Here is a 26,722-nt window from a genome sequence, read left to right as displayed (position 1 = left end):
TCCGTTCAACACGCCTCATCACCGATGCCCGCCGCCCTTACCCGGCTTCTGCACCGGCACGCTACGCAAATCCTCCAGGAACGTATCGCGCCACACGCCGAGATCGTTCTTGCGCAGCGCCGCCATGTTGATCTCGTGACGCCGCTGGCGCGCGTCGAGCGGCATCTGCAACGCGCGCTGCAACGCTTCGCACATGCCGATTGCGTCGTGCGGATTGACCAATAACGCGCCGCTCAACTCGGCCGCCGCGCCCGCGAAAATCGACAGCACCAGCACGCCGGGATCGTCCGGATTCTGCGCGGCGACGTATTCCTTCGCGACCAGATTCATGCCGTCATGCAACGGCGTCACGAAACCGATCTGCGACTCGCGAAACAGCGACATCAGTTTCCATCGATCGTATTGCTGGTTCAGATAACGGATCGGCGTGTAGTCGAGCCCCGAGTAGCGACCGTTGATGCGCCCTGCTTCGTACTCCAGATCCTGGCGGATCTTCTGATACGTGACGACGTCCGAACGGGTGGGCGGCGCGATCTGCACGAGCGTGACGTTGCCGCGCCATTCGGGCGAGCGTTCCAGCAATTGCTCGAAGGCCCGGAAGCGTTCGACCAGCCCTTTCGAATAATCGAGCCGGTCGACGCTCATGATCAGCTTGCGTCCTTCGAGACTCTGCTTGAGGTCGAGCACATGCTGGCGGCTTTCGTAGCGCTGCGCCTGCTCGGCGATCTCATCCGGGAACACGCCGATCCGGTAGACGCCGGTGCGCAGCTTGCGGCCGAATGCTTCGACGTGGCCGTCCGCGCTCACCGAGCCACGCGCGTGGCGTGTCGCGTAGTCGTGGAAGGCGAGTTCGTCGGTGGCGGTCTGAAAGCCCAGCAGGTCGTAGCACGACAGCGACTTCACCAGCTCTTCATGCGGCGGAATGTTGAGCAGAATCTGCGGCGCCGGAAACGGAATATGCAGGAAGAAACCGATGCGGTTCGTGATGCCCTCGTTGCGCAACGCTTCGGCGAACGGGATCAGATGGTAGTCGTGAACCCAGATCACGTCGTCGGGTTCGAGCAGCTTGATCAGCTTGTGCGCGAGCCACGCGTTGACGCGCCGGTAGCCCGCGTATTCTTCGCGCTCGTAGCGCGCGAGGTCGTTGCGGTAGTGGAATACCGGCCACAGCGTCGCGTTCGAAAATCCGCGGTAGTACTGGTCGTAATCCTTGCGTGTGAGGCCGACGGTCGCGAAGGTCACCGCGCCGTCCTGCTCCAGCGTCGGACCGGCATTGGCGACGGTCTCGCTGACCACGTCGCCACTCCAGCCGAACCACACGCCGCCCGCGTCTTTCAGCGCGCCGAATACGCCGACCGCGAGACCGCCGGCCGAGCCCTTGGTTTCCGTCGGCGTGGCGACGCGATTCGACACGACGATAAGTCGGCCCATGATGTGTCCTCCTTGGTTCGTGCGGCGCGAAGCACGCCCCTGCCGCGCCGGATTCGTGAGTCAGTGGACCATTCGACCGCTTTAGTGCCCGATCAGTTGCATCGATCTGCAAGCGGATGAATACGGTTGGCGGTGGCGAGCTACGGCCACGCCACGCCCTTCCGTCAGACTTTTTCCTGCGCCTTCACCTGCGCAGCCTGGGCCGCAGCGTCTGCATCCGTCACCGGCAGCCGGCCGCTGCGGCTCGCCACCGGATCGGCCTCAGTATGCGCAACCGTGCTACCGGCCGGCGTATGCAAACCGCGCGGCACCCAGTCGAGCGGTTCGCCCTTGCCGTTCTCGAGTTCGGCCGACACGTCGGCGCGCGCCCGCGGCAGGTACTGCGGATAGTGCTGCTGGATAAATTCGAGCAGCCCCTCGCGCACGCGGCAGCGCAAATCCCAGTTCAGCCCCGAATCGAGCGAACTGACCAGCGCGCGCAACTGCATCGACCGTTCGGTGCCGTCGGTGACCTGCAGCACCTGCACGCGGCGATCCCACTCGGGCGCGGCCTCGACGATGCGCGCCAGCTCCTCGCGCAGCGGCGCGAGCGGCATCCGGTAATCGACGTACAGAAACACCGTGCCGATGATCTGCGAACTGCTGCGCGTCCAGTTGGCGAACGGATTTTCGATGAACCACTGCAGCGGCACGATCAGCCGCCGCTGGTCCCACAGACGCACCGACACGTATGTGCCGGTGATTTCCTCGATGCGCCCCCACTCGCCCTGAATCACGACGACGTCGTCGAGGCGGATCGGCTGCGACAGCGCGATCTGCAGGCCGGCAATCAGATTGCCGAGCACCGGCCGCGCCGCGATACCGGCCACCAATCCGGCGACGCCCGCCGACGCCAGCAGGCTCGCGCCGATCTGCCGGACGTTCGGGAAGGTCATCAGCGCGCCGCCCACACCGATAATCACGATCACCAGCATCACCGAACGCGCCAGCACGCGCGCCTGCGTATGGATGCGGCGAGCCTGCAGGTTGTCGGCGGTATCGAGCGGATGGGCCTGAATGATCGCTTCGCCGATCGCGGCCGCCGAGCGCACCGACAGCCACGTGATAGCGCCGATCATCGCGATGCCGGCGGCGTCGCGCAGGGGCGTGATGAACGTGAGCGTATCGGGCGCCTCCCACCACACGGCTTCAAGCGCGAGGATCACGAGGAACAGACGCGACGGTTTGTCGATATAGCGCAGCACCACGCTGGTCAGCGGATAAGGCCGCGCGATGCGCGTGACGATGCGCGCGCCGACCCGCTGGATGCCGAGCGCCAGCAGCGCCGCGACGACCGACACGATCAGCGCGCCGAGCCAGGTATGCAGCGGCGCTTCGGCGATACGGGCGAAGTCGTCGAGAGTGGGCATGGGGGCATGGTCCTCGTGACTTGAGGGAGAGGGATGGATGGGCCGTACGACGGCGGGTCGAACACAAACCCGGGGCGGGTTTCAGACCGATTCAGCCCATATCGTGCCAGGCCGGAGAAGAAAGCGCGATCAGCGCCAAGCGCCCGGCGCGCGCTCGTTAAGCACGCGTCGGGCGCTCGACGTCATTCAGATCAATTACCGCTCTTGCAAGGAAACGCCTTGCCGAGCCCCAGCGAGATCGCCGTGCTGGCGTTATAGCCCGCGACGATCGGATTTTCCGCGATGTACTTGCGCACCGCGTCGGTCAACTGCGCCGAGCGCGCGTCCTGCGGCAAGCAGAAATACTGGCCGACTCGCGGCCCGGTCGTGCCGCCGATTGCGTCGATGGTATTGAAGATGCCGTCGGCGGCGCCTTCGATATAAGCCGCGCATGCACTGCGCGATGCCACGTCCGTCTTGGTGCACAGCTTGTTGAGGTCGCCCCCCGTGAACGCGGCTGCCGATAGTGGTACGGCGAGCGCGCTGGCGAAAATCAAAGCCCGCAGCATGGTGTTCCTTTCCAGGGTCGTTTATCAGGCGGTCTTTCGCCGCATCCGGACGGCGCGCTCAAGCGGCGCGCCAAAGTCGTCATTCTGCACTGTTTTGCGAAGCGCAAGCGCGTCAACTGGCGCTATCTACAGGCAAAACTGCGGGGAACGAGGGAACGGCGCTGTGCCGCATTCACGCTTCGGCACTTCGGTACTTTGGTGCCTTGGTGCTTTGCCATTCCGGCACCTCGGCCCTCTACCCGTCGGCGCGCTGTGCGCGCGCTCCCCATTCCCGCGCCCTTTACTTCTGCATCTGCTGCAGCCGCGCGGTCAGCCCTTCAACCACGTCCGGCTCTTTATAAGTCTTCGCGAAATCGAGCGCCGTCAGGCCGATCTGGTTCTTCACCGTCAGATCCGCGCCGTTGTCGAGCAGCAGCTTCACCGTCGACACATGGCCGCCGCGCGCCGCCATCATCAGCGGCGTGGTGCCGTTTGGCGAGCCGGCGTCGACATACGCGGAATGATCGAGCAGCACCTTGACGACGTCGTCGTGGCCGTTCGCGGCCGCGTAGTGCAGCGGCGCCCAGCCCTTCTTGTTGACTTCGGCGTCCTTCGCGATCAACTGGTTGACGAAATCGAGGTCGCCGTTCAGCGCGGCCATCATCATCGCGTTCTCGCCGGCCTTGTCCTGAATCTCGATGTTGGTCTTCGGATTCGCCAGCAGCGCGGCGCCCACCTTGTCCGACTTTTCGCGCGCGGCGATCACCAGCAGCGGAATGCCCTGGTTATCGACGCTGTTCGGGTCCATGCCCTTGGCGAGCAATTTGTTGACGCCGTCGACGTCGTCGAATTTGACCGACTTGATCAGCGAGTCGATCGGCGCGGCCTGAGCCGGCGACGCGATCAGCGTGCTCAACGTGACGCAAGCCAGCGTGGCCGCGAACACCGAGCGCAGCGCGCGCGACGCGCGCAACACGCTGCGGCGCGCCGGAACCCGCCCAGTGCGCGCGGCGGAAGTCTTTTGAATAGCAGCGATCGACATCGGAATATTTCTCATATTGTGCTTTAGGAACCTTCCCTATCCTTTTGAATTTTATCGACTTTATAAGGTCACGCGCCAGCCGGCACGGGAATCTTGAAGAGCCGGAAAAAGTTTTGCGTCGTCGCGGCGGCCAGCGCCGTGTCCGGCATCTCGCGTTGCTGCGCGATGTAGCGTCCGACATAACTCACGTACGCAGGTTCATTGGGCTTGCCGCGATACGGCACGGGTGCGAGGTACGGCGAATCGGTTTCGATCAGCAGACGCTCGAGCGGCACGCGGCGCGCGACGTCCTGCACATCGGTCGCGCTCTTGAACGTGACGATGCCCGACAGCGAAATATAAAAATTCTGCGCCAGCGCCTGTTCGGCGACGGCCCACGGCTCGGTGAAACAATGCATCACGCCGCCCGGCTCGCTCGCGCGCTCCTCGGCCATGATGCGCAGCGTGTCTTCCGACGACGAGCGCGTGTGGATGATCAACGGCTTGCCCGTGGCATGCGCCGCGCGGATATGCGTGCGAAAGCGCTCGCGCTGCCACTCCATGTCGGCGATCGTGCGGCCTTCCAGACGGTAGTAGTCGAGTCCGGTCTCGCCGATCGCCACCACCTTCGGATGCGCGGCCAGTTCGATCAGCTCGGCCAGACTCGGCTCGCGCATGTCCTCGTGATCCGGATGCACGCCCACCGACGCGTAGACGTTGTCGTGCTGGCTGGCGATCTCCAGCACCGACGGCAGCGTCTCCAGATCGACCGACACGCACAGCGCATGCGTGACCGAATGGCTGCGCATATTCTCGAGCACCTGCGGCAGGCGGTCGGCGAGTCCTTCGAAGTTGATGTGGCAGTGCGAATCGACAAACATGGTGAGGTCCTGCGTAAAAATGGCGTGAGGTGAATCGGGCGGCTTCGGTCGGCCTTATTAGTCGCTCCTGGTCGGGTTTATTCGACTTCGGCGGCTTCCGTCGGCGCGTCGAGGCGTTTGCCGAGAATCACCAGATCGCGCTCCACATCGTCGAGCACGGCTACGCGCGGCAACGAACCCCACGTGTCGAAGCCGAAGCCGCGGAACAGCCGCAAGCTCGCATCATTGTGGCCGAAGATGAAACCCAGCACCGTGTCGATGCCGAGCGCCGGCGCGGCCGCCAGCGACGCCGCCAGCAGTTGCTTGCCGAGGCCGTGGCCACGGGCGCTTTCGTCGAGATAAATGCTGACTTCCGCCGTGCGCAGATAGGCCGGCCGGCCGTAGAAATCCGAAAAGCTCAACCAGGCGATCACGCGGCCGGGCTGCTGCGAATCTTCCACCACCCACAACGGACGCTTATGCGGGCCGTGCGCGTGAAACCACGCCAGACGGCTTTCGACGCTGACCGGTTCGAGGTCGGCGGTGACTTGCCGCGACGGCACGGTCGAGTTGTAAATAGCGACGATGGCGGGCAGATCGTCGAGCGTGGCATCGCGGTAGGCAAGGCTCATGGTGCGTTGAACGTGAGGTAGATAGTCAGGGAGAAGACCCGAACGGACCCAAACGGGGCTTAAAAACCGCAGCGGCCCTACGCGAACAACTCGCGGTAGCCGAGAAACAGCTCCTCGAACACCAGCCGCGCATTCAGCGGATGGTTCTCGACAGCGCGTTGACGCGTCACGGTCCGCATGAAACGCGCGAACGCGCTGGCGTCCGCCTGCGACGCGCAGCGCGTCAACGCCGCCGAAGCCTGCGGGAAATAACGCGGCGCGCCCGCGGTGCGCTGCGCCAGCAGATCGTACATCCAGCGTTGCAGCCAGCCGAGCACCAGCGGCACCGGCAGCTTCTGCAGCGCCTCGCCGCAGGCGAACGCATCGCACCCGGGGCCGGCGGCCAGTTGCTTGAGAGTCCAGTCGCGCAGTGCGCGGTTCTCGTCGCTGGCGAGCGCAAGTGCCGCGAGCGGCGCGCCGCCGGCTTCGGCGAGCAACGCGGGCGCGTCGGCCACGCCCTGCGCGGCCAGCCATGTCGCGGCCAGTTCCGGCGCCGGCACGCTCATCGGCCATTGGCGGCAACGGCTGATGATGGTGGGCAGCAGACGGTCGATCCGCGCCGACACCATCAGGAACATCACGCCCGCCGGCGGTTCTTCGAGCGTTTTCAGCAGCGCGTTGGCTGCGGCGATGTTCAGCGCTTCGGCCGGATACAGCACCACCACGCGCGCGCCGCCGCGGTGCGATCCCACGCCGACGAAGTCGAGCAAGCCGCGAATCTGCTCGATCTTGATTTCCTTGCTGGGCGCGCGGGTCTTTTTGCCTTCGTCGGCGTCGGCCTTGTCCGCTTTTTCGTCCGCGGCGCTGTTCAGGCCGGCTTCGGCGGCCAGCGCCTCGGGCACGACGATCCGGTAATCCGGATGGTTGCCCTGGGTGAACCAGTTGCAGGCCACGCAGGCACCGCACGGCTCGCCGTTGGCCAGCTGCGCCTCGCACAGGAACCCCTGCGCGAGATGCTGCGCGAAGCGCAGCTTGCCGATGCCGCCTTGTCCATGCAGCAACAACGCATGCGGCCAGTGGCCGCGCAGTTGTTGCAGGCGGTTCCAGTCATCGGCTTGCCACGGATAAATCATCGTTTCTCTTTGAAATCAATCGGCTAGCGAAGTAAAGCGAGATGCCACTCGAACTTTGCCGACCGTTATAAACCAGGGTTATATTCTTTTAAAATCAAAGAACTGCAATCAACTCTTCAAGCTGCTTCTGAATGCGCGCGATGGTCTGCGAAGAGTCAATGATAGCGAACCGGTACGGCGCCTCTTCCGCGCGACGCAGATATTCGCTGCGGGTGCGGTTAAAGAACGCCGTCGATTCACTCTCGAAACGATCCGGATCGCGCACCGCGCTGCGCCGTTCGTCGGCGACTTCCGGGTCGAGGTCGAACAGCACCGTCATATCCGGCTGAAAACCGCCCTGCACCCAGCGCTCCAGCGTTTCCAGCTTGTCGCGCGGCAGCCCGCGGCCGCCGCCCTGGTAGGCGAAGGTCGCGTCGGTGAAACGGTCCGACAGCACCCAGTCGCCGCGCGCGAGCGCCGGCTCGATCACTTCGGCCAGATGCTGGCGGCGCAGTGCGAACATCAGCAGCGCCTCGGTTTCGAGGTCCATCTTCTGATGCAGCACGATCTCGCGAATCTGCTCACCGAGCGGCGTGCCGCCCGGTTCGCGCGTCATGACCACCGCGCGGCCCGTGCTCGCCACCTTGTGCTCGAGGCGCTCGCGGAACCAGCTCAGATGCGTGGTCTTGCCGGCGCCGTCTATGCCCTCAAACGTAATGAATTTGCCCCGCGCCATCATTGCCCTCGAATGTATTTGTCCACGGCCTTGTTGTGATCGCCGAGGTTGTCGGAAAAGATGCTGCTGCCGTCGCCGCGCGACACGAAATACAGCGCGGTGCTTTGCGCCGGGTTCATCGCCGCCTGCAGCGATGCGACACCGGGCAGCGAGATGGGCGTAGGCGGCAAACCCATCCGGGTGTAGGTATTGTAGGGAGTGTCCGTCTGCAGGTCTTTCTTGCGGATGCGCCCCGTGTAACTGTCGCCCATGCCGTAGATCACGGTCGGGTCGGTCTGCAACGGCATGCCCACCCGCAGACGGTTGGCGAACACCGCCGCCACCATCGGCCGGTCAGACGGCTTGCCGGTCTCCTTTTCGATAATCGACGCCATGGTCAACGCGTCGTACGGCGTCTTGTACGGCAGGTTCGGCGAGCGCGCGAGCCACGCTTCGTCCAGACGCTGACGCATCAGGTGATACGCGCGACGGTACACGTCGAGGTCGCTGGTGTTCTTGTCGAACAGATAGGTGTCGGGGAAAAACAGCCCCTCGCCGTTACCGATCGACGCTTCCGGCGCGCCGATCGCCGTCATCAGATCGGCGTCGCTCAGGCCGGCCGTGTCGTGCTTGAGCGCCGGATTGGCGTCCAGTTCGGCGCGCATGCGCTTGAAGGTCCAGCCTTCGATAATGGTCGCCACGTATTCGTTGACGTCGCCGCGCGCGATCTTTTGCAGCACTTCATACGGGCTCACGCCGGTCTTGAACTCGTAGTTGCCCGATTTCAGCTCACTCTGCAACCCCAGCAGCCGCGTCATGGCGACGAACAGTTCCGGCTCGACCGGCACGCCGCCGCGATTCAGTTGCAAGGTGACGCTGCGCAGGCTGCTGTGCGGTTTGACGGTGACGTCGAGTTGCGCGGGGTTCAGATCGAGCGGGCTGGTGGCCCAGTGATAGCCGGCTGCAACGGCGGCTACGGTCAGCACAACGACGAGTGAGCCGGCGACGAAACATTTCTTCAGGAGGGACATGCCGAACGGGACAGGAGTGGACTGCATATAATACTTGTTTGCCTTAGCTAAAGTCAGAATTGACTGTTCTCCGAATCCATGAACACACCGCTCGCTACCGCTTCAGGCACTGCCTCAGTCAACCCTTCCGCTGCTGCCGCCGCGCCGGCTTCGTCCGTCGCGCTGCCCGTGCTGCCGCGTCCGTCCGCCGATGAATTCGACGCCGTCGTCCAGCACGGCGCCTACATGCCGCTCACGCAGTTCGGCGTGATCGACACGATCGGCGACGACGCGGCGAGCTTCCTGCACGGCCAGCTCACCAACGACACCCAGCATCTCGACGCCGCCAACGCGCGGCTGGCCGGCTATTGCTCGGCCAAGGGGCGGCTGCTGGCGTCGTTCCTGACGTGGCGCAGCGGCGAGGCGATCCGCCTGCTGGTGTCGAAAGACGTGCAGGCCGCGGTGCAAAAACGGCTGTCGATGTTCGTGCTGCGCGCCAAGGCCAAACTGGTGGACGCGAGCGGCGAAGTCGCGGTGATCGGCCTCGCCGGCGACGTGCGTCATGCGCTGTCGGGCGTGTTCGACGCGCTGCCGGACGGCGTGCATGTGAAGGTGGACGGCCCGGCGGGCTCGCTGATTCGCGTGCCGGACGCGCTCGAGCGGCTGCGTTATCTGTGGATCGGCCCGAAGGCGCAGATCGAAGCGCATCTGCCGGCTTTAGAGGACAAGCTCAAACGCGTGTCGCCGGCGGTGTGGGACTGGCTCGACATTCGCGCCGGCGAACCGCGCATCACCCTGCCGGTGGTTGAGCAGTTCGTGCCGCAAATGGTCAATTTCGACGTGCTCGGCGCGGTGAACTTCCGCAAAGGCTGCTATCCGGGTCAGGAAGTCGTGGCACGCAGCCAGTATCGCGGCACGATCAAGCGGCGCACGTCGCTGGCGAATGTGGCCGGCGAACTGGACACGGTCAAGGCGGGCGCGGAGCTGTTTCACTCGGACGATCCGGGTCAGCCGTGTGGGATGGTCGTGAATGCGGCATCGGCGCCGGAAGGCGGCGTCGATCTGCTGGTGGAGATCAAGCTCGCCGCGCTGGAAAACGGCTCGGTGCATCTGGGCGCGGCGGAAGGTGCGGGGTTGCGGCTTCTGCCGCTGCCGTATGGGTTGCCGACTGAAGTTTGAGCGGCAAAGGAGACCCTCCCCCGATGTGCCTGATCGTCTTCGACTGGCGACCCGATGCGGTCGACGGCCCGCTCTTCACGCTCGCCGCGAACCGCGACGAATTCTTTCGCCGCACCGCCGAACCGGTCAGTTGGTGGCACGACGCGCCAGCCGTGCTGGCCGGCCGCGATCTGGTGGGCGGCGGCACGTGGCTCGGCGTATCGCGCGACGGCCGTTTTGCCGCGCTGACCAATTACCGCGCGCCGCATGAAATGCGCGCGGACGCGCCGACCCGCGGCACACTCGTCAGCGACTGGCTGAGCGGCGCCGCGCGCGACGCACACGGTCAGCCGCTCGACACGCCGCTCGCCTATCTGCAACACGTCGCGCAAACCGGCGAGATCTACAACGGCTTCAACCTGCTGGTGGGCGACTGGACACGCCGCGAACTCGGCTGGTACTGCAACCGTTCGTCGCTGGCGCCCGCGCTGCTCGCAGCGGGCACGCATGGCATTTCGAACGCGGTGCTCGATACCGCGTGGCCGAAGCTCGTCAACAAGCGCGCGGAACTGGGCGCCCTGCTTGCAACCCAGACCATGCCGCCGCTCGAACGGCTGATCGATCTGATGCGCGACCCGCGCCTCGCACGCGACGACGAATTGCCGTCCACCGGTATTCCGCTGGAACGCGAACGGGCGTTGTCGGCGGCGTTTATCGAAACGCCGGAATACGGCACGCGCGGCACAACCGCGTTGCGCGTGGCCGCGCAGGGCGATGTGGTCAGCGTCGCAGTGGCCGAGCGCAGCGACGATAACGGCTCGCACCGGATCGTGCGGCCCGGCGATTTCGAGCGCAGCTTCGCGTTCAATATTGAACGTGAGATCGCCTGATAAGCGGTCTGACGGTTCGCCTGTTGCGAGCAGAGCGGTCAGCGGTCGGACACGCTGCAACCTGAGATCGCCGGATAGGCGGTCTGACGGCTCGCCTGTTGCGGGCAGCAGTAGTCGGACACGCTGCAACCTGAATGGCGACGCCGCTAGTCCACATCGCCAAGGCACGCAGCCACACCGCACCACACCCACCGCTATTCCACGCCGAACGCCCCGCGCAATGCCGCGGCGGCATCGGCATGCGCTTGCGCCACATCCGGCACGAAGCCGCCCATCTTGAAGAACTCGTGGATCATGCCCGGGTAGTGTCGCAACATGACCAGGTTGCCTGCGGCGCGTAACTTTTCCGCGTAGGCGTCGCCCTCGTCGCTCAACGGATCGTATTCGGCGGTCGCGATCCAGGCCGGCGCGAGGCCGCTGAAAGCGGGCGCGCCGCGTTGGCCGTCGAGCGGCGCGAAACGCCAGTCGTCGCGATCGCTGCTGTCGCGAACGTAGTGATCGAAGAACCACTGAATCGTCTCGCCCGACAGCAGGTACCCATTGGCCAGACGCGCATGCGATTCCGTTTGCTGATGGCTGCTCGTGCCGGGGTAAATCAGCAATTGCAGCGCGAGTTCGATATCCGCGTCGCGTGCGAGCACCGCGCAGACCGTCGCCAACGTGCCGCCCGCGCTATCGCCGCCCACCGCCAGCCGGTTTTCATCGATGCCGTATTCCGCCGCGTGCGTGTGCAGCCAGCGCAACGCGTCGAACGCGTCATCGACCGCAGTAGGAAACTTGTGCTCGGGCGCGAGACGGTAATCCACCGACAACACCGCGCAACCGCCGTCGCGCGCGAGCATGCGGCATAGCGCGTCGTGCGTGTCGACGCTGCCCACCGTGAAGCCGCCGCCGTGGTAATACACCAGCGCCGGAACCGGTTCAGCCCAGCCCGGTTCGACCGGGAAATAAAGACGCGCGCGAATCGTCGCGCCATCGCGCGTGGGCACGCGCAGATCGTCGACGGAGAACATCGGCGCGCTGGCGATCTCCAGGATCGGTGCGCTTTTTTCATACGACGCGCGCGCCTGTTGCGCGGTCATTTCATGAAGCGGCGGACGTTTGGCCCGCGCGATCATGTCGAGCACCTGCTCGATCTTCGGATTCAGCGGCATGGTGCGTCTAACGGCGCAAAGGCGCCAAAAAAGTAGAAAGGATCCGGCGAACCTCGCATCGCAACCCATCACGATGCGGCAACTCGCCGGTCATGCTGGCGATCCTCTAACCCGCGTTCTTCACTTCGGGCTTCAGCGACATCGGATCGGTCGGGTTACGCAAATGCTCGATATCCTCATGGCGCAGTTCCACCGTCGCCATGATGCCCGGGTGCGTGATGATGTAGAAACGCCGTGCGGCGATCGCTTCGAAGGTGATATCGGCGACGTCGGCGGCGCTCAGCTTGCCCGACTGCACCGCGCGATGCAGTTGCTTGCCCGCGGCGATCTGCGAGCGGGTCGGGCCGCTGTCGTTGCGCAGTGTTGCGGGGCGCGCGCGTTCGGCGTTGGCGATACCGGTCGGCACGAAGGCCGGGCACAACAGCGAACAGCCCACCAGAGCACCAGCCGCACCCGCACCTTGCACACCTTGCACACCTTGCGCACCTTGCCCCGCTTCTGCCGCCTGCGCCGCTTGCGTCACCTGAGCCGCCTGCGCCAGTTGCAGATCGTGATACAGCGTCTCGGTGAGCGACACCACCGCATGCTTGGACGCGTTGTAGATGCCCATCGCGGCCGGCGACAGCAAGCCCGCCACGGACGCCGTATTGACGATATGCGCCGGCTCGTTCTGCGCCAGCATGATCGGCGTGAAAACACGCACGCCGTGCGCGACGCCCATCACGTTGACGCCGAACACCCACGACCAGTCGTTCACCGAGCTTTCCCACAGGAAGCCGCCCGAGCCCACGCCCGCGTTGTTGAACAGCAGATGCACCTTGCCGAACGCGTCGAGCGCCGCCTGCGCGAGCGCTTCGACCTGGGCCGCGCTGGCGACGTCGGTCGGCACGCCGATCACTTCGGCGCCGCCGGCGCGCAAGGCGTCGACGGTTTGCGCGAGCGCCTCGGGATTCACGTCGGCCAGCACGAGCTTCATGCCAAGCGCCGCGCCCTGGTCCGCGAACGCACGGCCGAAGCCGCTCGCCGCGCCGGTGATCACCGCCACCTTGCCTGTGAATTCGAACATCGTGCGCCCCCTGGTTGGCTCAGATCAGCTTGACGAGTTGCTTGCCGAAATTCTTGCCTTTGAGCAGTCCCATGAATGCCTCGGGCGCCGCGTCCAGACCTTGCGCGATGGTCTCGCGATACTGCAGCTTGTTCTGCGCGACCAGCGTGCCGAGCTGCTTCAGCGCTTCCGGCCACACTTCCATATGCTCGCTGACGATAAAGCCTTGCACCAGCAAACGCTGCGTGAGCATCAGCGAAGGATGCTTGAGCGGCAACGGCTGGCCGTCGTAGCCCGCGATAAACCCGCACAGCGCGATCCGGCCGAACGCGTTCATGCGCGCCAGCGTCACGTCGAGCACTTCACCGCCGACGTTCTCGAAGTAGCCGTCCACGCCATCCGGCGTCACCGCCTTGAGGTCCTGATACAGATTGCCGGCCTTGTAGTCGACGCAGGCGTCGAAGCCGAGCGTCTCGACCACATAGCGACACTTGTCCGCACCGCCCGCAATGCCGACCGCGCGCGCGCCGGCCAGCTTCGCCAGTTGCCCGACCACGCTGCCCACCGCGCCGCTCGCCGCGCTGACCACCACGGTCTCGCCCGCCTCCGGCGCGATGATGCGGTTCAGCCCGTACCACGCGGTGACGCCGGGCATGCCGACCGGTCCGAGATAGGCCGACAGCGGCACATGCGTATCGTCCACTTTCTGCACGCCCGCGCCGTTCGAGACGCCGTATTCCTGCCAGCCGAACATCGCGATGACCTTGTCGCCTACCGCGAATTTCGGGTTCTTCGACTCCACCACTTCACCGACCGTGCCGCCGACCATCACTTCGTCCAGCGGCTGCGGCGCCGCGTACGACTTGCTGTCGTTCATGCGGGCGCGCATGTACGGATCGAGCGACAGGAAGTGATTACGCACGCACAATTCGCCGTCGGCGAGCGGTGCGAGCGGCGTCTCGACGAGCCTGAAATTGTCCGGCGTGACGGCGCCTTGCGGACGCGAAGCCAGCACGAGTTGACGGTTGATCTGGGGCATGTCGTTCGTCTCCATGAGTTGCCGGTTTGATCGGCGAGTAATTTGAAACGGGTGCTAGTCGCAAGAAGCAAAAGCGGCGCGGCGCGCACGGTGTTCGGACAGCACATGCAGATACACAGACACGTCGGTGCACCTGCACGCCGCGGGCAATCAACCGTCGCTCGGACCGGGTTTCGCCGACGGATCGCTGCGCAAGCGCTGCTGCGTCACCTCGCGGCCCACCGCGAGGCGTCGCATGTATTTGAACGTGCCGAGCGCCTTGGCAACGAAGTGCCCTTCGCTGTCGCGAATCTCGCCTTCGCAATAGGCCATGGTGGTCGAGCGATGCAGCACGCGACCGGTCGCGCGCAACTCGCCGCGGCCCGGTTGCATGAAGTTCACCTTCATTTCGACGGTGACCACGCCCACACCGTCGCCGGCCAGACTGCGCGCGGCCATGGCTAGCGCGACGTCGGCGAGCGTCATCGTGACGCCGCCGTGCGCGACGTCCCAGGTGTTCATATGATCGGGCTGCAGCGGCAGTACGACTTCGCTGACGCCGTCCGCCGCGGACACGAGCTGCGCGCCGAGCCGGTCGACGAACGGACTCTCGGGCAAGGTCGCGCTATTGGCTTTGGATGAAGTTGAATCGGTCATTGCGGTTATCTGAATTCGTGCTCGACGCGCGATGAATCACGACGCGATACGGGTCGAGCGGGTTGTGCGGGTTCGGCGATCAGCAGCGGGAAATGATACCCGCTATGGCGTTTTCGCATGCGTGGCCATCCGCGTGGCGAGTCGGCCGAGCTTGCGCACCGCCTCGTCGGCCTGCTCGATATCCGTACTCGGACAACTCAGGCGAATGAAATGATCGAAGCGTCCCGCGTTCGAGTACACGGTGCCGGGCATCACGCGAATGCCATCGCGCAAAGCGGCCTCGAAGAACGCCGCCGACGACACCTCGCGCGGCAGCTCGATCCAGAAAAACATCCCGCCGCCCGGCGGCGTGAAACGCGTGCCGTCCGGAAACGACGCGGCAATCGCCGCCGCCATCCGCTCGCGCTGAATCCGCAGCCGGTCGCGCAAGCGCCGCAAATGCCGCTCATACGCGCTGGTTTCCAGAAATTCGGCGAGCACGACTTGCGCCAAAGGCTCGTTATGACGCGACTGCGCGAACTTCAGCATGCCGACACGCGGATGCCAGCGGCCGCCGTTGATCCAGCCGACCCGCAAGCCGGGCGCCAGCGTCTTGTTGAACGACGTGCAGTGGATCACGGTGCCGTCGGTGTCCCAGGCCTTGAGCGAGCGCGGCGACGACGCCGCGTCGACGAGTTCGCGATACGGATCGTCCTCGATCAGCGCAATGCCGGCCTGCGAGCACAGTTCGACGAGTCTGGCCTTGTGCGCGTCGGGCATCACGCTGCCGAGCGGGTTCTGCAGGTGCGGCACGACCACCACGGCCTTGATGTCGGGATGCGTGTGCAGCGCGAACGCCAGCGCTTCGACGGCAAGACCCGTGCTCGGACTGGCCGGAATTTCGAGCGCGCGCAAACCGAGGCTTTCCAGTGCCTGCAGCAGGCCGAAAAAACACGGCGACTCGACCGCGACGGTGTCGCCCGGTTGAGTCACGGCGCGCAATGCGAGGTTCATCGCTTCGATACCGCCATGGGTCATGATGACGTCGTCCGCACCGATCTGGATGCCGGCCTCGAGCACGCGCCGCGCAATCACCGCGCGCAACGCCGGATCGCCGTGATCGTGGCCGGTGGCGGTCAGCAAGGTGGGCTGCCGGCGCAACGCGCGCAGCGCGGTTTTCTGCAGCGCCGCGGTCGGATAGAGATCGGGCGACGCGGTCGAGCCGCCCAGATTGAGCGCGTCCGGATAGCGCCGGTATTTGGACACGATCGCCGAAATCGTCGAGTGAATCCCGACGAATTGCGCGGCGCCCGGCTGCAAGGCGAGATCCGCCGCGTCCGGTTCGGCGGCGGCCGGCAACGCGGCGGCGGGCGGCACCCGCACGAAATAGCCGGCACGCGGCCGGGCGTCGATCAGCGCGGCGCGTTCGAGCACGCGGTAGCTTTCGGTCGCCGTCGCGAGACTCACGCTGTGGCGCTGCATGAATGCGCGCATCGACGGCATGCGGTCGCCCGGGCGCAGCACGCCGTTGCCGATCGCGCGACGGTATTGGTCGGCCAGTTGCCGATAGAGCGGCTGGCTATCCGCCGCGCGCTCCGCCGACGGCGAGCTGTCTTGCAAGGAAGTGGACTGTGTCATGCGACGATGGTGCGGACTGTTCGCGTGCTGCAACAGATACACATCGGCGCCATTCGGACCGATACAGCACGCTGAATGGCCCTACTGCACCGGTTCAGATAGTCAGGCGTTGCGGCTGTTTTCACGTCGACGGACTCCCTAAGCTGTGTGGCATGAAAACGGTTTAAAGGAATCGCTCATGTCGCTCCGTCAATCTCGCGCCTTCTCCTCTCGCGACGCCGTGCCCTCGCGCCTGCCCGCCGGTCAACTGGCCCTGCACGACCTGCGCGCGCGCACCGCGATCGTGGCGGTGGAAGGCGCGCTGCAACTGCAACTGCGCGATCACTCGCTGGCCTGGCTCGGCGACGCCGTGCCCGTCACCACGATCAGCTTGCAGGAAGGCGAGTGTTTCGTAACGCCGCAACGCGGCGTCGTGTCGATCAGCGCGGTTCAGGGGCACGCGGCGGCGTTCGTGTTGCAGCCCCCGCGCTTGCAAAACAACCTGTACGACCTGATGCGCCAGGCGCCGCAATCGCTGGCCGGGCTCGTCAAAACCTGGTGGCGACGCACCGCCTGACACGCGCCGTCCGGCTCATCGTTGCCCAGTACAATGCATGATCCAACCCGCTTCCTTCGAGGTGCCGGTCATGTCCTTTCTTCGCGCGTTGCTGTCCAGCCGTCCCGTTCGTCTGGCCGCCCTCGGCGCCGTCGTCACGCTGACGCTCAACGGTTGCGCCAGCCTGTTCGGCGGCGACCCGTTGCGCGTGAACGTGGCCGGCATCGAACCGATCGACAGCCAGGGCCTCGAAATGCGCTTCAACGTCAAACTGCGGGTGCAGAACCCCAATGAATCGGCGGTGAGCTTCGACGGCGTATCCCTCGCGCTCGAACTGAACGGCAAGCCGTTCGCCAGCGGCGTCAGCGATCAGGGCGGCACGGTGCCGCGCTATGGCGAAACCGTCGTCAATGTGCCGCTGACCGTGCCGGCCTTCGCCGCGGTGCGCCAGGCCTTCGCGTTCGCGGGCGTCGCGCAGTCGGGGCAAATTCCCTACCTGCTGCGCGGCAAGCTCGCGGGCGGCTTGACGAGCACGACACGTTTCGTCGATCAAGGGACCTTGAGCCTGCCGGCGCTCGGCATGGCAATGCCTTAAGGTTGGCACACCGGGCTGGCAGACCGCCTCACACCACTTCGAACAACCCCGCCGCGCCCTGGCCGCCGCCGATACACATCGTCACGACCACCAGCTTCGCGCCGCGCCGCTTGCCTTCGATCAGCGCATGGCCGGTCAGCCGCGCGCCCGACACGCCGTACGGATGGCCGACCGCGATCGCGCCGCCGTTCACGTTCAGGCGGTCGTGCGGAATACCGAGCTTGTCGGCGCAATACAGCACCTGCACCGCGAACGCCTCGTTCAGTTCCCACAGGTCGATGTCCTCGACCTTCAAACCGGCCTGCTTGAGTAGCTTCGGCACCGCGAACACCGGCCCGATACCCATTTCGTCCGGCTCGCAACCGGCCACCGCGAAGCCGCGGAAAATCCCCAGCGGCTGCAGGCCTTCACGCTCCGCGACCTTCGCGTTCATCACCACGCAGGCCGACGCGCCGTCCGAAAACTGGCTCGCATTGCCCGCCGTCACGACGCCACCCGGCATCGCGGTACGGATCTTCGACACGCCTTCGAGCGTGGTGTCGGCGCGAATGCCTTCGTCGCTGCTAACGGTGACTTCTTTCGTGAACAACCGGCCGCTCGCTTTATCGGCGACGCCGGCCAGCACCGTCAACGGCACGATCTCGTCCTTGAACTTGCCGGCTTCGAGCGCGGCCGCGGCGCGCTGCTGCGAGCGCACGCCGTATTCGTCCTGACGTTCCTTCGAAATCGAATAGCGCCTGGCAACGTTTTCCGCGGTCTGCAGCATCGACCAGTAGATTTCCGGCTTGTGCTGGCTAAGCCAGCCTTCGGTCATCATGTGGCGGTTCATCTCGTTCTGCACGCACGAGATCGATTCCACGCCGCCCGCGACGAACACGTCGCCTTCACCGGCGATCACGCGTTGCGCGGCGAGCGCGATGGTCTGCAAGCCCGACGAACAGAAGCGGTTCACCGTCATGCCCGGCACGCTGACCGGCAGGCCGCCGCGCAGCGCGATCTGCCGCGCGATGTTCATGCCCGTCGCGCCTTCCGGATTGGCGCAGCCCATGATCACGTCTTCGACGCGCGCCGGATCGAGGTTCGCGCGCTCGACCGCGGCCTGCGTCACGTGGCCGCCGAGCGTCGCGCCGTGCGTCATGTTGAAACCGCCGCGCCAGGATTTGGCGAGGCCCGTGCGGGCGGTCGATACGATTACGGCGTCAGTCATGCAAATCTCCTGTTTCGACGAGAGTGAGCGTATTGGTCAGAGTGGGCGCATTAGCGCTGACTCTCGTCCCCTACAAGTTGGTCGGACCTTCCCGATGTCGATGGCGGCGTGCCGGCACTTCGCCGTACGGCAGTTTGCGGACACGCACGCGCCACCTCAGTCATTTCACTCGAAGGGCCTATGGCCCTTGAAGCCTCAGCCGTTGAACCCGCGACCCTTGGCCGCCAGTTCCGCGATGCTCGGCGCGAGTTGCCACGCGTCGCCGTTCGGCCGCGCCGCATAGCGGCGAATCGCGCGCTCGACGTTGTAGAGCCCGACGGTATCCGCGTACAGCATCGGACCGCCGCGATACAGCGGAAAGCCGTAGCCGGTCAGATAGACCATGTCGATATCCGACGCCTTCGACGCGATGCCTTCCTCGAGAATCTTCGCGCCTTCATTGACGAGCGCGAACACGAGACGTTCGACGATTTCCTCGTCGCTGATCTTGCGGCGCTCGGCGTTGGCTTCCTTCGAGAACGCGCCAATCATCTCGTCGACCACCTTCGACGGATACGCCGTGCGGTCGCCCGCCTTGTAGTCGTACCAGCCGCCGCCGGTCTTCTGGCCGAAGCGCCCGGTCTCGCACAGACGATCGGCGATCTTCGAATAGTGCATGTCGGGATGTTCCTGATAGCGGCGCTTGCGGATCGCCCAGCCGATGTCGTTGCCGGCCAGATCGCTCATGCGGAACGGGCCCATCGCAAAACCGAATTTCTCGATGGCCTTGTCGACCTGCGCGGGCAGCGCGCCTTCCTCGAGCATGAAGAGCGCCTGACGGATGTACTGCTCGATCATCCGGTTGCCGATAAAGCCGTCGCACACGCCCGAGACCACCGCGGTCTTTTTGATCTTCTTCGCGAGCTTCATGACGGTGGCGAGCACGTCTTTCGCCGTGTCCTTGCCGCGCACCACTTCGAGCAGCTTCATCACGTTGGCCGGGCTGAAGAAGTGCATGCCGACCACGTCCTGCGGACGCTTCGTGAACGCGGCGATCTTGTCGACGTCCAGCGTCGACGTGTTCGACGCGAGGATCGCGCCGGGCTTGGCCACTTCGTCGAGTCGCTTGAACACCTGCTCTTTCACGCCGAGTTCCTCGAACACCGCTTCGACGATCAGGTCGGCCTTGTTGAGGTCGTCGTAGGACAGTGTGGATGTGATCAACGCCATGCGCTGTTCGAGCGCCTCGGGCTTAAGCTTGCCCTTCTTCACGCTGGCTTCGTAGTTCTTGCGGATCGTAGCGAGTCCGCGATCGAGCGCGTCCTGTTTCGTTTCCAGCAGCGTGACGGGAATGCCCACGTTGATGAAGTTCATCGCGATGCCGCCGCCCATCGTGCCGGCGCCGATCACCGCCACCTGGGCGATATCGCGCACCGGCGTATCGGCCGGTACATCGGGAATCTTGCTGGCCGCGCGTTCGCCGAAGAACGCATGACGCAGCGCGTGGCTCTCGGGCGTCTGCACCAGCGCGATGAAGCAATCGCGTTCGAATGCGAGGCCCTTGTCGAAACCGTTCTGCACGCCGGCTTCCACCGCGTCGATACATTTCAGCGGCGCGGGGAAATTCTTCGCCATCGCCGAGACGGTGTTGCGCGTGAACTGGATGAAACCGGCCGCGTTCGGATGCTCGATCTTGCGATCGCGCACGCGCGGATGCGGGCCTGCCTTCGCGCCGACCTGGCGAGCGAACGCGAGCGCCGCGTCGGCCAGATCGCCTTGCGCGATTTCGTCGAACAGACCCGAATCGGCCAGTTTCTCGGACAGGACCGGCGCGCCGGACACGATCATATTGAGCGACGCTTCGAGGCCGATGGCGCGCGGCAGACGCTGCGTGCCGCCCGCGCCCGGCAGAATGCCGAGCTTCACTTCCGGCAGCGCGATCTGTGCGCCGGGCGCCGCGATCCGGTAATGCGCGCCGAGCGCCAATTCCAGACCGCCGCCCATCGCCACGCTGTGAATCGCTGCGATCACCGGTTTCGCGCTGCTTTCCACCACCTTGATGACGGTGGCGAGCGTCGGCTCCTGGGTCGCTTTCGACGTGTTGAATTCGGTGATGTCGGCGCCGCCCGAAAAGGCTTTGCCCGCGCCGGTCAGCACGATGGCCTTGATGGCCGGATCGTTCTGCGCGCGCTCGATTCCGTCGACAATGCCCGCTCGCGTCGACAGACCGAGGCCGTTCACGGGAGGATTGTTCAGCGTGATGACGGCCACGCCGTCATGAGTTGTGTAGTCCACTGCCATCTCTGCCTGCCTCCATGCGATTCATGCCATGTTGCGGTTGAGGCGGCGCATGACGCGCCGCCCGTCCGGTTCACCGAGTCGGATCATTGTCCGCTTGTTGCCGGCGAGTGGGCGACACGCTCAACGACTCATACGCCGACTCGTAACCAACTCGCTGCTCGATTAACCGGGGTCAGCAGGCAGAATACACAAAAAAGCACGCTCGTTCAATTTACCGTTAGGCGGGGTTTCCCCTAACCAGCGGACAATCCTTCTCGTCCTCCAATGCGGACGGCAGCACATGATTGCGGAACAGATCGCGCAGCTTCAGCTTCTGCAGTTTGCCGGTGGCCGTGTGCGGCAGTTCGTCGACGAAGGCGACGTCGTCGGGAATCCACCATTTGGCGACCTTGCCGTCGTAGAACGCGAGCAGTTCCTCGCGCGTCACGTCGAAGCCCGCGCGCTTGACGACCACCAGCAGCGGCCGCTCGGTCCACTTCGGATGCGCGCAGGCGATGCAGGCCGCTTCCGCCACCGCCGGATGCGCGATCGCGACGTTCTCGACGTCGATCGAACTGATCCATTCGCCACCCGACTTGATCACGTCTTTCGAGCGATCCGTGATGTTCAGAAAACTGTCCGGGTCGATCGTCGCGACGTCGCCGGTTGGAAACCAGCCGTCCACCAGCGGCGAATCGTCCTTGCGGAAATACCGGTCGATCACCCACGGTCCGCGCACATGCAGATCGCCGAACGCAACGCCGTCCCAAGGCAACTCCCGACCGTCTTCGCCGACGATCTTCATATCGACGCCGTACAGCACATGGCCCTGCTTTTCCAGCAATTTGCGCTGCTCGGCGAGCGGACGTTGCGATTGCTCCCACGTCAGTTTCGACAGCGTGCCGAGCGGCGACATTTCGGTCATGCCCCATGCGTGAATCACCTGCACGCCGTAGTCGTCCTCGAACGCGCGCAGCATGGCCGGCGGACACGCCGAGCCGCCGATCACCGTGCGATTCAACGACGAAAACCGCACGCCCGCCTCGCGCAGATAGTTCAGCAAACCGAGCCACACGGTCGGCACGCCGGCGGAATACGTGACGCGTTCGCTCTCCATCAATTCGTACAGCGACTTGCCGTCGAGGTCCTTGCCGGGAAACACCAGCTTCGCGCCGGTCAACGGCGCGCTGTGCGGAATGCCCCATGCGTTCACATGGAACATCGGCACGACCGGCAGCACGGCGTCGCGCGCGGACAGGCTCATGGCATCGGGCAACGCCGCGCCGAACGCGTGCAGCACCGTCGAGCGATGCGAGTACAGCGCGCCCTTCGGATTGCCGGTGGTGCCGGACGTATAGCAAAGGTAGGAGGCCTGGCGCTCGTCGAGCTCCGGCCACGCGAAGTTGCCGTCCTGCGCGTCGACCAGCGTTTCGTAACTGAACACCGGCGTTTGCATGGCCGGCAGATGCGCTTCGTCGGCGAGCGCGATCCAGCCGCGCACTTTCGGGCACTGCGGCGCGAGCGCGTCGACCAGCGGCGCAAACGTGGTGTCGAACATCACGTAGGCGTCGTCGGCGTGATTGACGATGTAGGCGATCTGGTCGGGAAAGAGACGCGGGTTGATCGTGTGGCACACCGCGCCGAAGCCGGTCGTGCCGTAATAGGCTTCGAGATGCCGGTAGCCGTTCCATGCCAGCGTTGCCACCCGTTCGCCCGGTTCGACGCCCAGCGCGATCAGCGCCTGCGCGAGCTGCTTCGCGCGTTTTTCGCAATCTCGGTAGGTGTAGCGATGCAGGTCGCCTTCGATACGCCGCGACACGATTTCGGTGCCGCCGAAATGCCGCGCGGCATGCGCGAGCAACGAGGATACGGTGAGCGGCACGTCCATCATCTGTCCAGGCAGCGGCGTCGTCATAAAGAGAGGTCTCCTCGTTCTGGTTGCTTCAATGGGACGCCAGCCTGCAGCGCCGCGGGAGCGGACTTACAATATCGGTTAATCCAGAGGCGCTCAACATGTCGTTTTCCCCAAGCTTTGCAGGGTTATCCGGGCCGTTAGCGGCTCTTTCCAATGCACTCGTCAGCGCGCCTGAAAACGCGTTCGCGCGGCTCGGCAGCGTCTTCCTGACCCGTCTGCCGGCGGCGCCGCTCAATGCGCCCTACATGGTCGGCTTCTCCGCGGAGACCGCCGCGCTGCTCGGTTTAGAGCCGGGCCTCCAGGGCGACCCCGGTTTCGCCGAACTGTTCTCCGGCAACGCCACGCGCGAATGGCCCGCCGAGGCGCTGCCGTATGCGTCGGTGTACTCGGGGCATCAGTTCGGCGTGTGGGCCGGCCAGCTCGGCGACGGTCGCGCGCTCGGTCTCGGCGAGGTCGCGCATAACGGCCAACGCTTCGAGCTGCAACTCAAAGGCGCGGGGCGCACGCCCTATTCGCGCATGGGCGACGGCCGCGCGGTGCTGCGCTCGTCGATCCGCGAGTTTTTGTGTTCGGAAGCCATGCATCACCTGGGCATTCCGACCACTCGCGCGCTGTGCGTGGTCGGCTCCGATCAGCCGGTGCGGCGCGAAGAAATCGAAACCGCCGCGGTGGTCACGCGGGTCGCGCCGAGTTTCGTGCGCTTCGGCCACTTCGAGCATTTCTATTCGAACGATCGCACCGACGCGCTGCGCGCGCTCGCCGATCACGTGATCGAGCGTTTCTATCCGCATTGCCGCGACGCCGACGACCCCTATCTCGCGCTGCTCGGCGAAGCCGTGAAATCCACCGCCGACCTGATGGTCGAATGGCAGGCGGTCGGCTTCTGCCACGGCGTGATGAATACCGACAACATGTCGATTCTTGGCCTGACGATCGACTACGGTCCGTTCGGTTTCATGGACGGTTTCGACGCCGGCTACATCTGCAATCACTCCGATTCGCAAGGCCGTTACGCCTACAAGATGCAGCCGCAGATCGCCTACTGGAATCTCTTCTGTCTGGCGCAAGGGCTGTTGCCGCTGCTCGGCGAACAGCACGACGAAAGCGTGCGCGGCGACAAGGCGATCGAAGACGCGCAGCGCGTGCTCGGCGGTTTCAAGGAGCGTTTCGCGCCGGCGCTGGAACGGCGCATGCGCGCGAAACTCGGCCTGGAGATCGAACGCGACGGCGACGACACATTGGTGAATCGTCTGTTCGAGGTGATGCACGCCAACCGCGCCGATTTCACGCTGACGTTCCGCCATCTCGCGCGCGTGTCGCGACACGACGCGAGCGGCGACACGGCGGTGCGCGACCTGTTCCTCGACCGCGCCGCGTTCGACGCGTGGGCGAACGACTACCGCGCGCGCCTGTCCCATGAAACACGCGACGACGCCGCGCGCGCCATTGCAATGAACCGGGTCAACCCCAAATTCATTCTTCGCAATCATCTGGCGGAAACGGCGATCCGCCACGCGAAAGAGAAGGATTTTTCGGAAGTGGAGCGTCTGGCGGCGGTACTGCGCCGCCCGTTCGACGAACAGCCCGAGCATGAAGCGTATGCGGGGTTGCCGCCCGACTGGGCGAGTTCGCTGGAAGTGAGCTGCTCGTCGTGACGTGCCGAAGCCGTAGTGCAGTCCCCAAAACAAGCCCGAGACAGGAACCCCGACCATGAACAAGCCCGACGACCTCAACCCCAACACCCCCGACGTCCCCGCCGTGCAGAAAGACGACGCCGAGTGGCGCAAGCAGCTCTCCGACGTCGAATACCAGGTGACGCGCCACGCGGCCACCGAGCGCCCGTTCACCGGCCGCTATCACGACCACTGGGATCGCGGCATTTACGACTGCGTGTGCTGCGGCACGCCGCTCTTCGAATCCGACACCAAGTTCGACGCCGGCTGCGGCTGGCCGAGCTACTTCAAGCCGATCAACGGCGAAGTGATCGCCGAGAAAACCGACCGCGCGCACGGCATGCTGCGCATCGAAGTGCAATGCAAGAACTGCGGCGCGCATCTGGGTCACGTGTTCGAAGACGGCCCGGCGCCGACGGGTCTGCGTTACTGCATCAATTCGGCTGCGTTACAATTCGAGCCCAAGTAACGCAGCGCGGAGTCCGGCGCATTGCCGGTGGGGCCTGCGTTGCAGGCGCCGCCGGCCGTTTCGCGCCGCGTCCCTCATCCCTCGACTCCTTCTGCGAATTCCCGACCAGATAATGAAATTCCTGTTCGATCTGTTCCCGATCATCCTGTTCTTCGTCGCCTTCAAGATCTGGGGCATTTTCACGGCGACGGCAGTGGCGATCGTCGCCACGCTGGTGCAGATCGCGTGGGTGGCGTTCCGTCACCGCAAGGTCGATCCGATGCTGTGGGTGAGCCTCGGCGTCGTCACCGTATTTGGCGGCGCGACGCTCGTGCTGCATAACGACACTTTCATCAAGTGGAAGCCGACCGTGCTGTACTGGGCGTTTTCCGTTGCGCTGATCGTCTCGCAACTGGCCTTCAACAAGAACCTGATCGAAGCGATGATGGGCAAGCAGATCACGCTGCCGCACGCGATCTGGGGCAAGCTGAGCGTAGTCTGGGCGATCTTTTTCGTACTGCTCGGGCTCGTCAATCTGTTCGTCGCGTACAACTACACCACCGACCAGTGGGTCAATTTCAAGCTGTTCGGCGCGACCGGTTGCCTCGTGGTGTTTATCGTCGGACAGAGCTTGTGGCTGTCGAAGTACATGAAGGAAGAATGACATGACCACCGACACCCATGTTTTCATGCACGCCACCACCGCCGAGCGTGCCGCGCTGATCGAAGCGCGCCTCACCGCCGCGCTCGCGCCGGTCGCGTCGATCCAGATCAGCGACGACAGCGCGCAGCACGCGGGCCATGCCGGCGCCTCGGCCGGCGGTCATTTCAGTGTCACGATCGTGGCCGCCGCATTCGCCGGCAAGGCCCGCGTGGCGCGGCATCGCATGGTGTATGATGCGCTGGCCGATGCCATGCAGCGCGGCATTCATGCCCTTGCAATCACGGCGTATACGCCCGAAGAATTCGCTTTGTTGCCCCGCTAGGAACCTTCCGATGACCTTGAAGAAAACCCACCTTTGGGTATTGCTGGCTGCGTTCGCGGCCGCACCTGCATTTGCACAGAACATCGCTGTCGTGAACGGCACGCCGATTCCGAAGGCACGCGCCGACGCGCTGATCGAACAACTGGTGCATCAAGGCCAGCAAAACACGCCGCAACTGCAAACGGCTGTGCGCGAAGAGCTGGTGAATCGCGAAATCCTGATGCAGGAAGCCCTGCGTCGCGGCCTGCCGAATCGTCCGGACATCAAGGCCCAAATCGCCGTCGCGCAACAAACCGTGGTGCTGCGCGCGCTGATCGAAGACTTCGTGAAGAACAACACGCCGAGCGACGCCGAAGTCACGGCGCGTTACAACGCGCTGATCAAAGATGCGGGCGGCAAGGAATATCACCTGCACCACATCCTGGTGGACAACGAACAGCAGGCAAAGGACCTGATCGCGAAGATCAAGGCCGGCGCAAGCTTCGAAGATCTCGCCAAGCAATACTCGAAGGACCCGGGATCGGGCAAGAACGGCGGCGACCTGGACTGGTCCGACCCGAAGGCTTATGTGCCTGAATTCGCGGACGCGGCCACGCATCTGCAGAAAGGCCAGATGACCGACACGCCGGTGCATACGCAATTCGGCTGGCACATCATTCGCCTCGACGATACGCGCGCTATCACGCCGCCGCCGCTGGAACAGGTGCGTCCGCAGATCGTGCAGCAGATCCAGCAGGAAAAGCTGCAAGCGTTCGAAGAAGGCCTGCGTAAGAACGCGAAGATTCAGTAAGCGGGTTACTTGCCCACTGGCTGAAACGAACAAGCCGCCCTCGGCGGCTTTTTTGCTTTGATGACCTGGTTGTTTTACG

The 26,722-nt window shown here is 64.7% G+C and carries 26 protein-coding genes; 9 read left to right on the top strand and 17 right to left on the bottom strand.

Features of this window, described 5'->3' with window-relative positions:
• Positions 1–18 precede the first annotated feature (18 nt).
• From otsA to mltG, 9 genes are all read right to left on the bottom strand, one after another.
• Positions 19–1,431, bottom strand: a complete 1,413-nt coding sequence (gene otsA / locus HWY05_RS09820; protein WP_035550221.1) for an alpha,alpha-trehalose-phosphate synthase (UDP-forming) — start codon at positions 1,429–1,431, stop codon at positions 19–21.
• A 164-nt stretch (positions 1,432–1,595) separates the two neighbouring features.
• Positions 1,596–2,840, bottom strand: a complete 1,245-nt coding sequence (locus HWY05_RS09815; protein ID WP_176058180.1) for a mechanosensitive ion channel domain-containing protein — start codon at positions 2,838–2,840, stop codon at positions 1,596–1,598.
• A gap of 191 nt (positions 2,841–3,031) precedes the next feature.
• Positions 3,032–3,388, bottom strand: a complete 357-nt coding sequence (locus tag HWY05_RS09810) for a Rap1a/Tai family immunity protein (protein ID WP_035550226.1) — start codon at positions 3,386–3,388, stop codon at positions 3,032–3,034.
• Between the two features lie 280 nt (positions 3,389–3,668).
• Positions 3,669–4,409: an ankyrin repeat domain-containing protein gene (locus tag HWY05_RS09805; protein WP_244146562.1), complete on the bottom strand. Its 741-nt coding sequence runs from the start codon at positions 4,407–4,409 to the stop codon at positions 3,669–3,671.
• Positions 4,410–4,477: 68 nt separating this feature from the next.
• The gene (locus HWY05_RS09800) at positions 4,478–5,269 is read right to left on the bottom strand and encodes a TatD family hydrolase (RefSeq protein WP_176058178.1); all 792 of its coding nucleotides are present in this window, start codon (positions 5,267–5,269) and stop codon (positions 4,478–4,480) included.
• Positions 5,270–5,346: 77 nt separating this feature from the next.
• Entirely contained in the window at positions 5,347–5,880 is a 534-nt protein-coding gene (locus HWY05_RS09795; protein WP_035550234.1) for a GNAT family N-acetyltransferase, read from the bottom strand.
• A gap of 77 nt (positions 5,881–5,957) precedes the next feature.
• Positions 5,958–6,992, bottom strand: coding sequence for a DNA polymerase III subunit delta' (locus tag HWY05_RS09790; protein WP_035550237.1), 1,035 nt, complete (start codon positions 6,990–6,992; stop codon positions 5,958–5,960).
• Positions 6,993–7,086: 94 nt separating this feature from the next.
• Positions 7,087–7,707, bottom strand: a complete 621-nt coding sequence (gene tmk / locus HWY05_RS09785) for a dTMP kinase (protein ID WP_035550239.1) — start codon at positions 7,705–7,707, stop codon at positions 7,087–7,089.
• Positions 7,707–8,717: an endolytic transglycosylase MltG gene (mltG, locus tag HWY05_RS09780; protein ID WP_176058443.1), complete on the bottom strand. Its 1,011-nt coding sequence runs from the start codon at positions 8,715–8,717 to the stop codon at positions 7,707–7,709. Before mltG ends, tmk begins: the two co-directional genes overlap by 1 nt.
• A 78-nt stretch (positions 8,718–8,795) precedes the next feature.
• Here mltG and HWY05_RS09775 point away from each other — a divergent pair, with 78 nt between their 5' ends.
• Positions 8,796–9,875 (top strand): folate-binding protein YgfZ, encoded by a 1,080-nt coding sequence (locus HWY05_RS09775; protein ID WP_176058177.1) that lies wholly within the window; start codon positions 8,796–8,798, stop codon positions 9,873–9,875.
• A gap of 23 nt (positions 9,876–9,898) precedes the next feature.
• The gene (locus HWY05_RS09770) at positions 9,899–10,744 is read left to right on the top strand and encodes an NRDE family protein (RefSeq protein ID WP_176058176.1); all 846 of its coding nucleotides are present in this window, start codon (positions 9,899–9,901) and stop codon (positions 10,742–10,744) included.
• A 194-nt stretch (positions 10,745–10,938) separates the two neighbouring features.
• Here the strand turns inward: HWY05_RS09770 and HWY05_RS09765 are convergent, their stop codons facing one another.
• From HWY05_RS09765 to HWY05_RS09745, 5 genes are all read right to left on the bottom strand, one after another.
• Positions 10,939–11,898, bottom strand: coding sequence for an alpha/beta hydrolase (locus HWY05_RS09765; protein ID WP_176058175.1), 960 nt, complete (start codon positions 11,896–11,898; stop codon positions 10,939–10,941).
• A gap of 106 nt (positions 11,899–12,004) precedes the next feature.
• The gene (locus HWY05_RS09760) at positions 12,005–12,964 is read right to left on the bottom strand and encodes an SDR family oxidoreductase (RefSeq protein WP_176058174.1); all 960 of its coding nucleotides are present in this window, start codon (positions 12,962–12,964) and stop codon (positions 12,005–12,007) included.
• 19 nt (positions 12,965–12,983) lie between these two features.
• Positions 12,984–13,982 (bottom strand): NADP-dependent oxidoreductase, encoded by a 999-nt coding sequence (locus HWY05_RS09755; protein WP_176058173.1) that lies wholly within the window; start codon positions 13,980–13,982, stop codon positions 12,984–12,986.
• Between the two features lie 150 nt (positions 13,983–14,132).
• Positions 14,133–14,618, bottom strand: coding sequence for a PaaI family thioesterase (locus HWY05_RS09750; RefSeq protein WP_035550259.1), 486 nt, complete (start codon positions 14,616–14,618; stop codon positions 14,133–14,135).
• A gap of 102 nt (positions 14,619–14,720) precedes the next feature.
• On the bottom strand, positions 14,721–16,235 hold the full coding sequence (locus HWY05_RS09745) for a PLP-dependent aminotransferase family protein (RefSeq protein ID WP_035561807.1): 1,515 nt from the start codon (positions 16,233–16,235) through the stop codon (positions 14,721–14,723).
• Positions 16,236–16,413: 178 nt separating this feature from the next.
• Here HWY05_RS09745 and HWY05_RS09740 point away from each other — a divergent pair, with 178 nt between their 5' ends.
• Entirely contained in the window at positions 16,414–16,791 is a 378-nt protein-coding gene (locus tag HWY05_RS09740; RefSeq protein WP_176058172.1) for a hypothetical protein, read from the top strand.
• Between the two features lie 70 nt (positions 16,792–16,861).
• Entirely contained in the window at positions 16,862–17,365 is a 504-nt protein-coding gene (locus HWY05_RS09735; protein WP_035561810.1) for an LEA type 2 family protein, read from the top strand.
• A 28-nt stretch (positions 17,366–17,393) separates the two neighbouring features.
• Here HWY05_RS09735 and HWY05_RS09730 read toward each other — a convergent pair whose 3' ends face one another.
• The 3 genes from HWY05_RS09730 to HWY05_RS09720 form a co-directional block, all read right to left on the bottom strand.
• On the bottom strand, positions 17,394–18,572 hold the full coding sequence (locus HWY05_RS09730; protein WP_035550265.1) for an acetyl-CoA C-acyltransferase: 1,179 nt from the start codon (positions 18,570–18,572) through the stop codon (positions 17,394–17,396).
• 195 nt (positions 18,573–18,767) lie between these two features.
• Positions 18,768–20,852, bottom strand: a complete 2,085-nt coding sequence (locus tag HWY05_RS09725) for a 3-hydroxyacyl-CoA dehydrogenase NAD-binding domain-containing protein (protein ID WP_176058171.1) — start codon at positions 20,850–20,852, stop codon at positions 18,768–18,770.
• Positions 20,853–21,069: 217 nt separating this feature from the next.
• On the bottom strand, positions 21,070–22,746 hold the full coding sequence (locus HWY05_RS09720) for a 3-(methylthio)propionyl-CoA ligase (protein WP_176058170.1): 1,677 nt from the start codon (positions 22,744–22,746) through the stop codon (positions 21,070–21,072).
• Between the two features lie 98 nt (positions 22,747–22,844).
• Between HWY05_RS09720 and HWY05_RS09715 the strand changes: the two genes are divergently transcribed.
• The 5 genes from HWY05_RS09715 to HWY05_RS09695 all read left to right on the top strand — a co-directional run bounded on the left by HWY05_RS09715 (position 22,845) and on the right by HWY05_RS09695 (position 26,643).
• A complete protein-coding gene (locus HWY05_RS09715) occupies positions 22,845–24,401 on the top strand; it encodes a protein adenylyltransferase SelO (RefSeq protein ID WP_035550272.1) in 1,557 nt (518 codons plus the stop codon).
• Positions 24,402–24,456: 55 nt separating this feature from the next.
• Positions 24,457–24,888: a peptide-methionine (R)-S-oxide reductase MsrB gene (msrB, locus tag HWY05_RS09710; protein WP_035550275.1), complete on the top strand. Its 432-nt coding sequence runs from the start codon at positions 24,457–24,459 to the stop codon at positions 24,886–24,888.
• Positions 24,889–25,000: 112 nt separating this feature from the next.
• Positions 25,001–25,531: a septation protein A gene (locus tag HWY05_RS09705; RefSeq protein WP_012432930.1), complete on the top strand. Its 531-nt coding sequence runs from the start codon at positions 25,001–25,003 to the stop codon at positions 25,529–25,531.
• 1 nt (position 25,532) lies between these two features.
• Positions 25,533–25,853, top strand: a complete 321-nt coding sequence (locus HWY05_RS09700) for a BolA family protein (protein WP_176058169.1) — start codon at positions 25,533–25,535, stop codon at positions 25,851–25,853.
• Between the two features lie 10 nt (positions 25,854–25,863).
• Positions 25,864–26,643: a peptidylprolyl isomerase gene (locus tag HWY05_RS09695; RefSeq protein WP_035550281.1), complete on the top strand. Its 780-nt coding sequence runs from the start codon at positions 25,864–25,866 to the stop codon at positions 26,641–26,643.
• The last annotated feature ends 79 nt before the right edge of the window (positions 26,644–26,722 follow it).

Source organism: Paraburkholderia sp. BCC1876, assembly GCF_902833695.1.
Lineage (GTDB): Bacteria > Pseudomonadota > Gammaproteobacteria > Burkholderiales > Burkholderiaceae > Paraburkholderia.
Note: the sequence above shows the minus strand (reverse complement) of the source record. Positions and strands in the feature narration are given on the sequence as shown.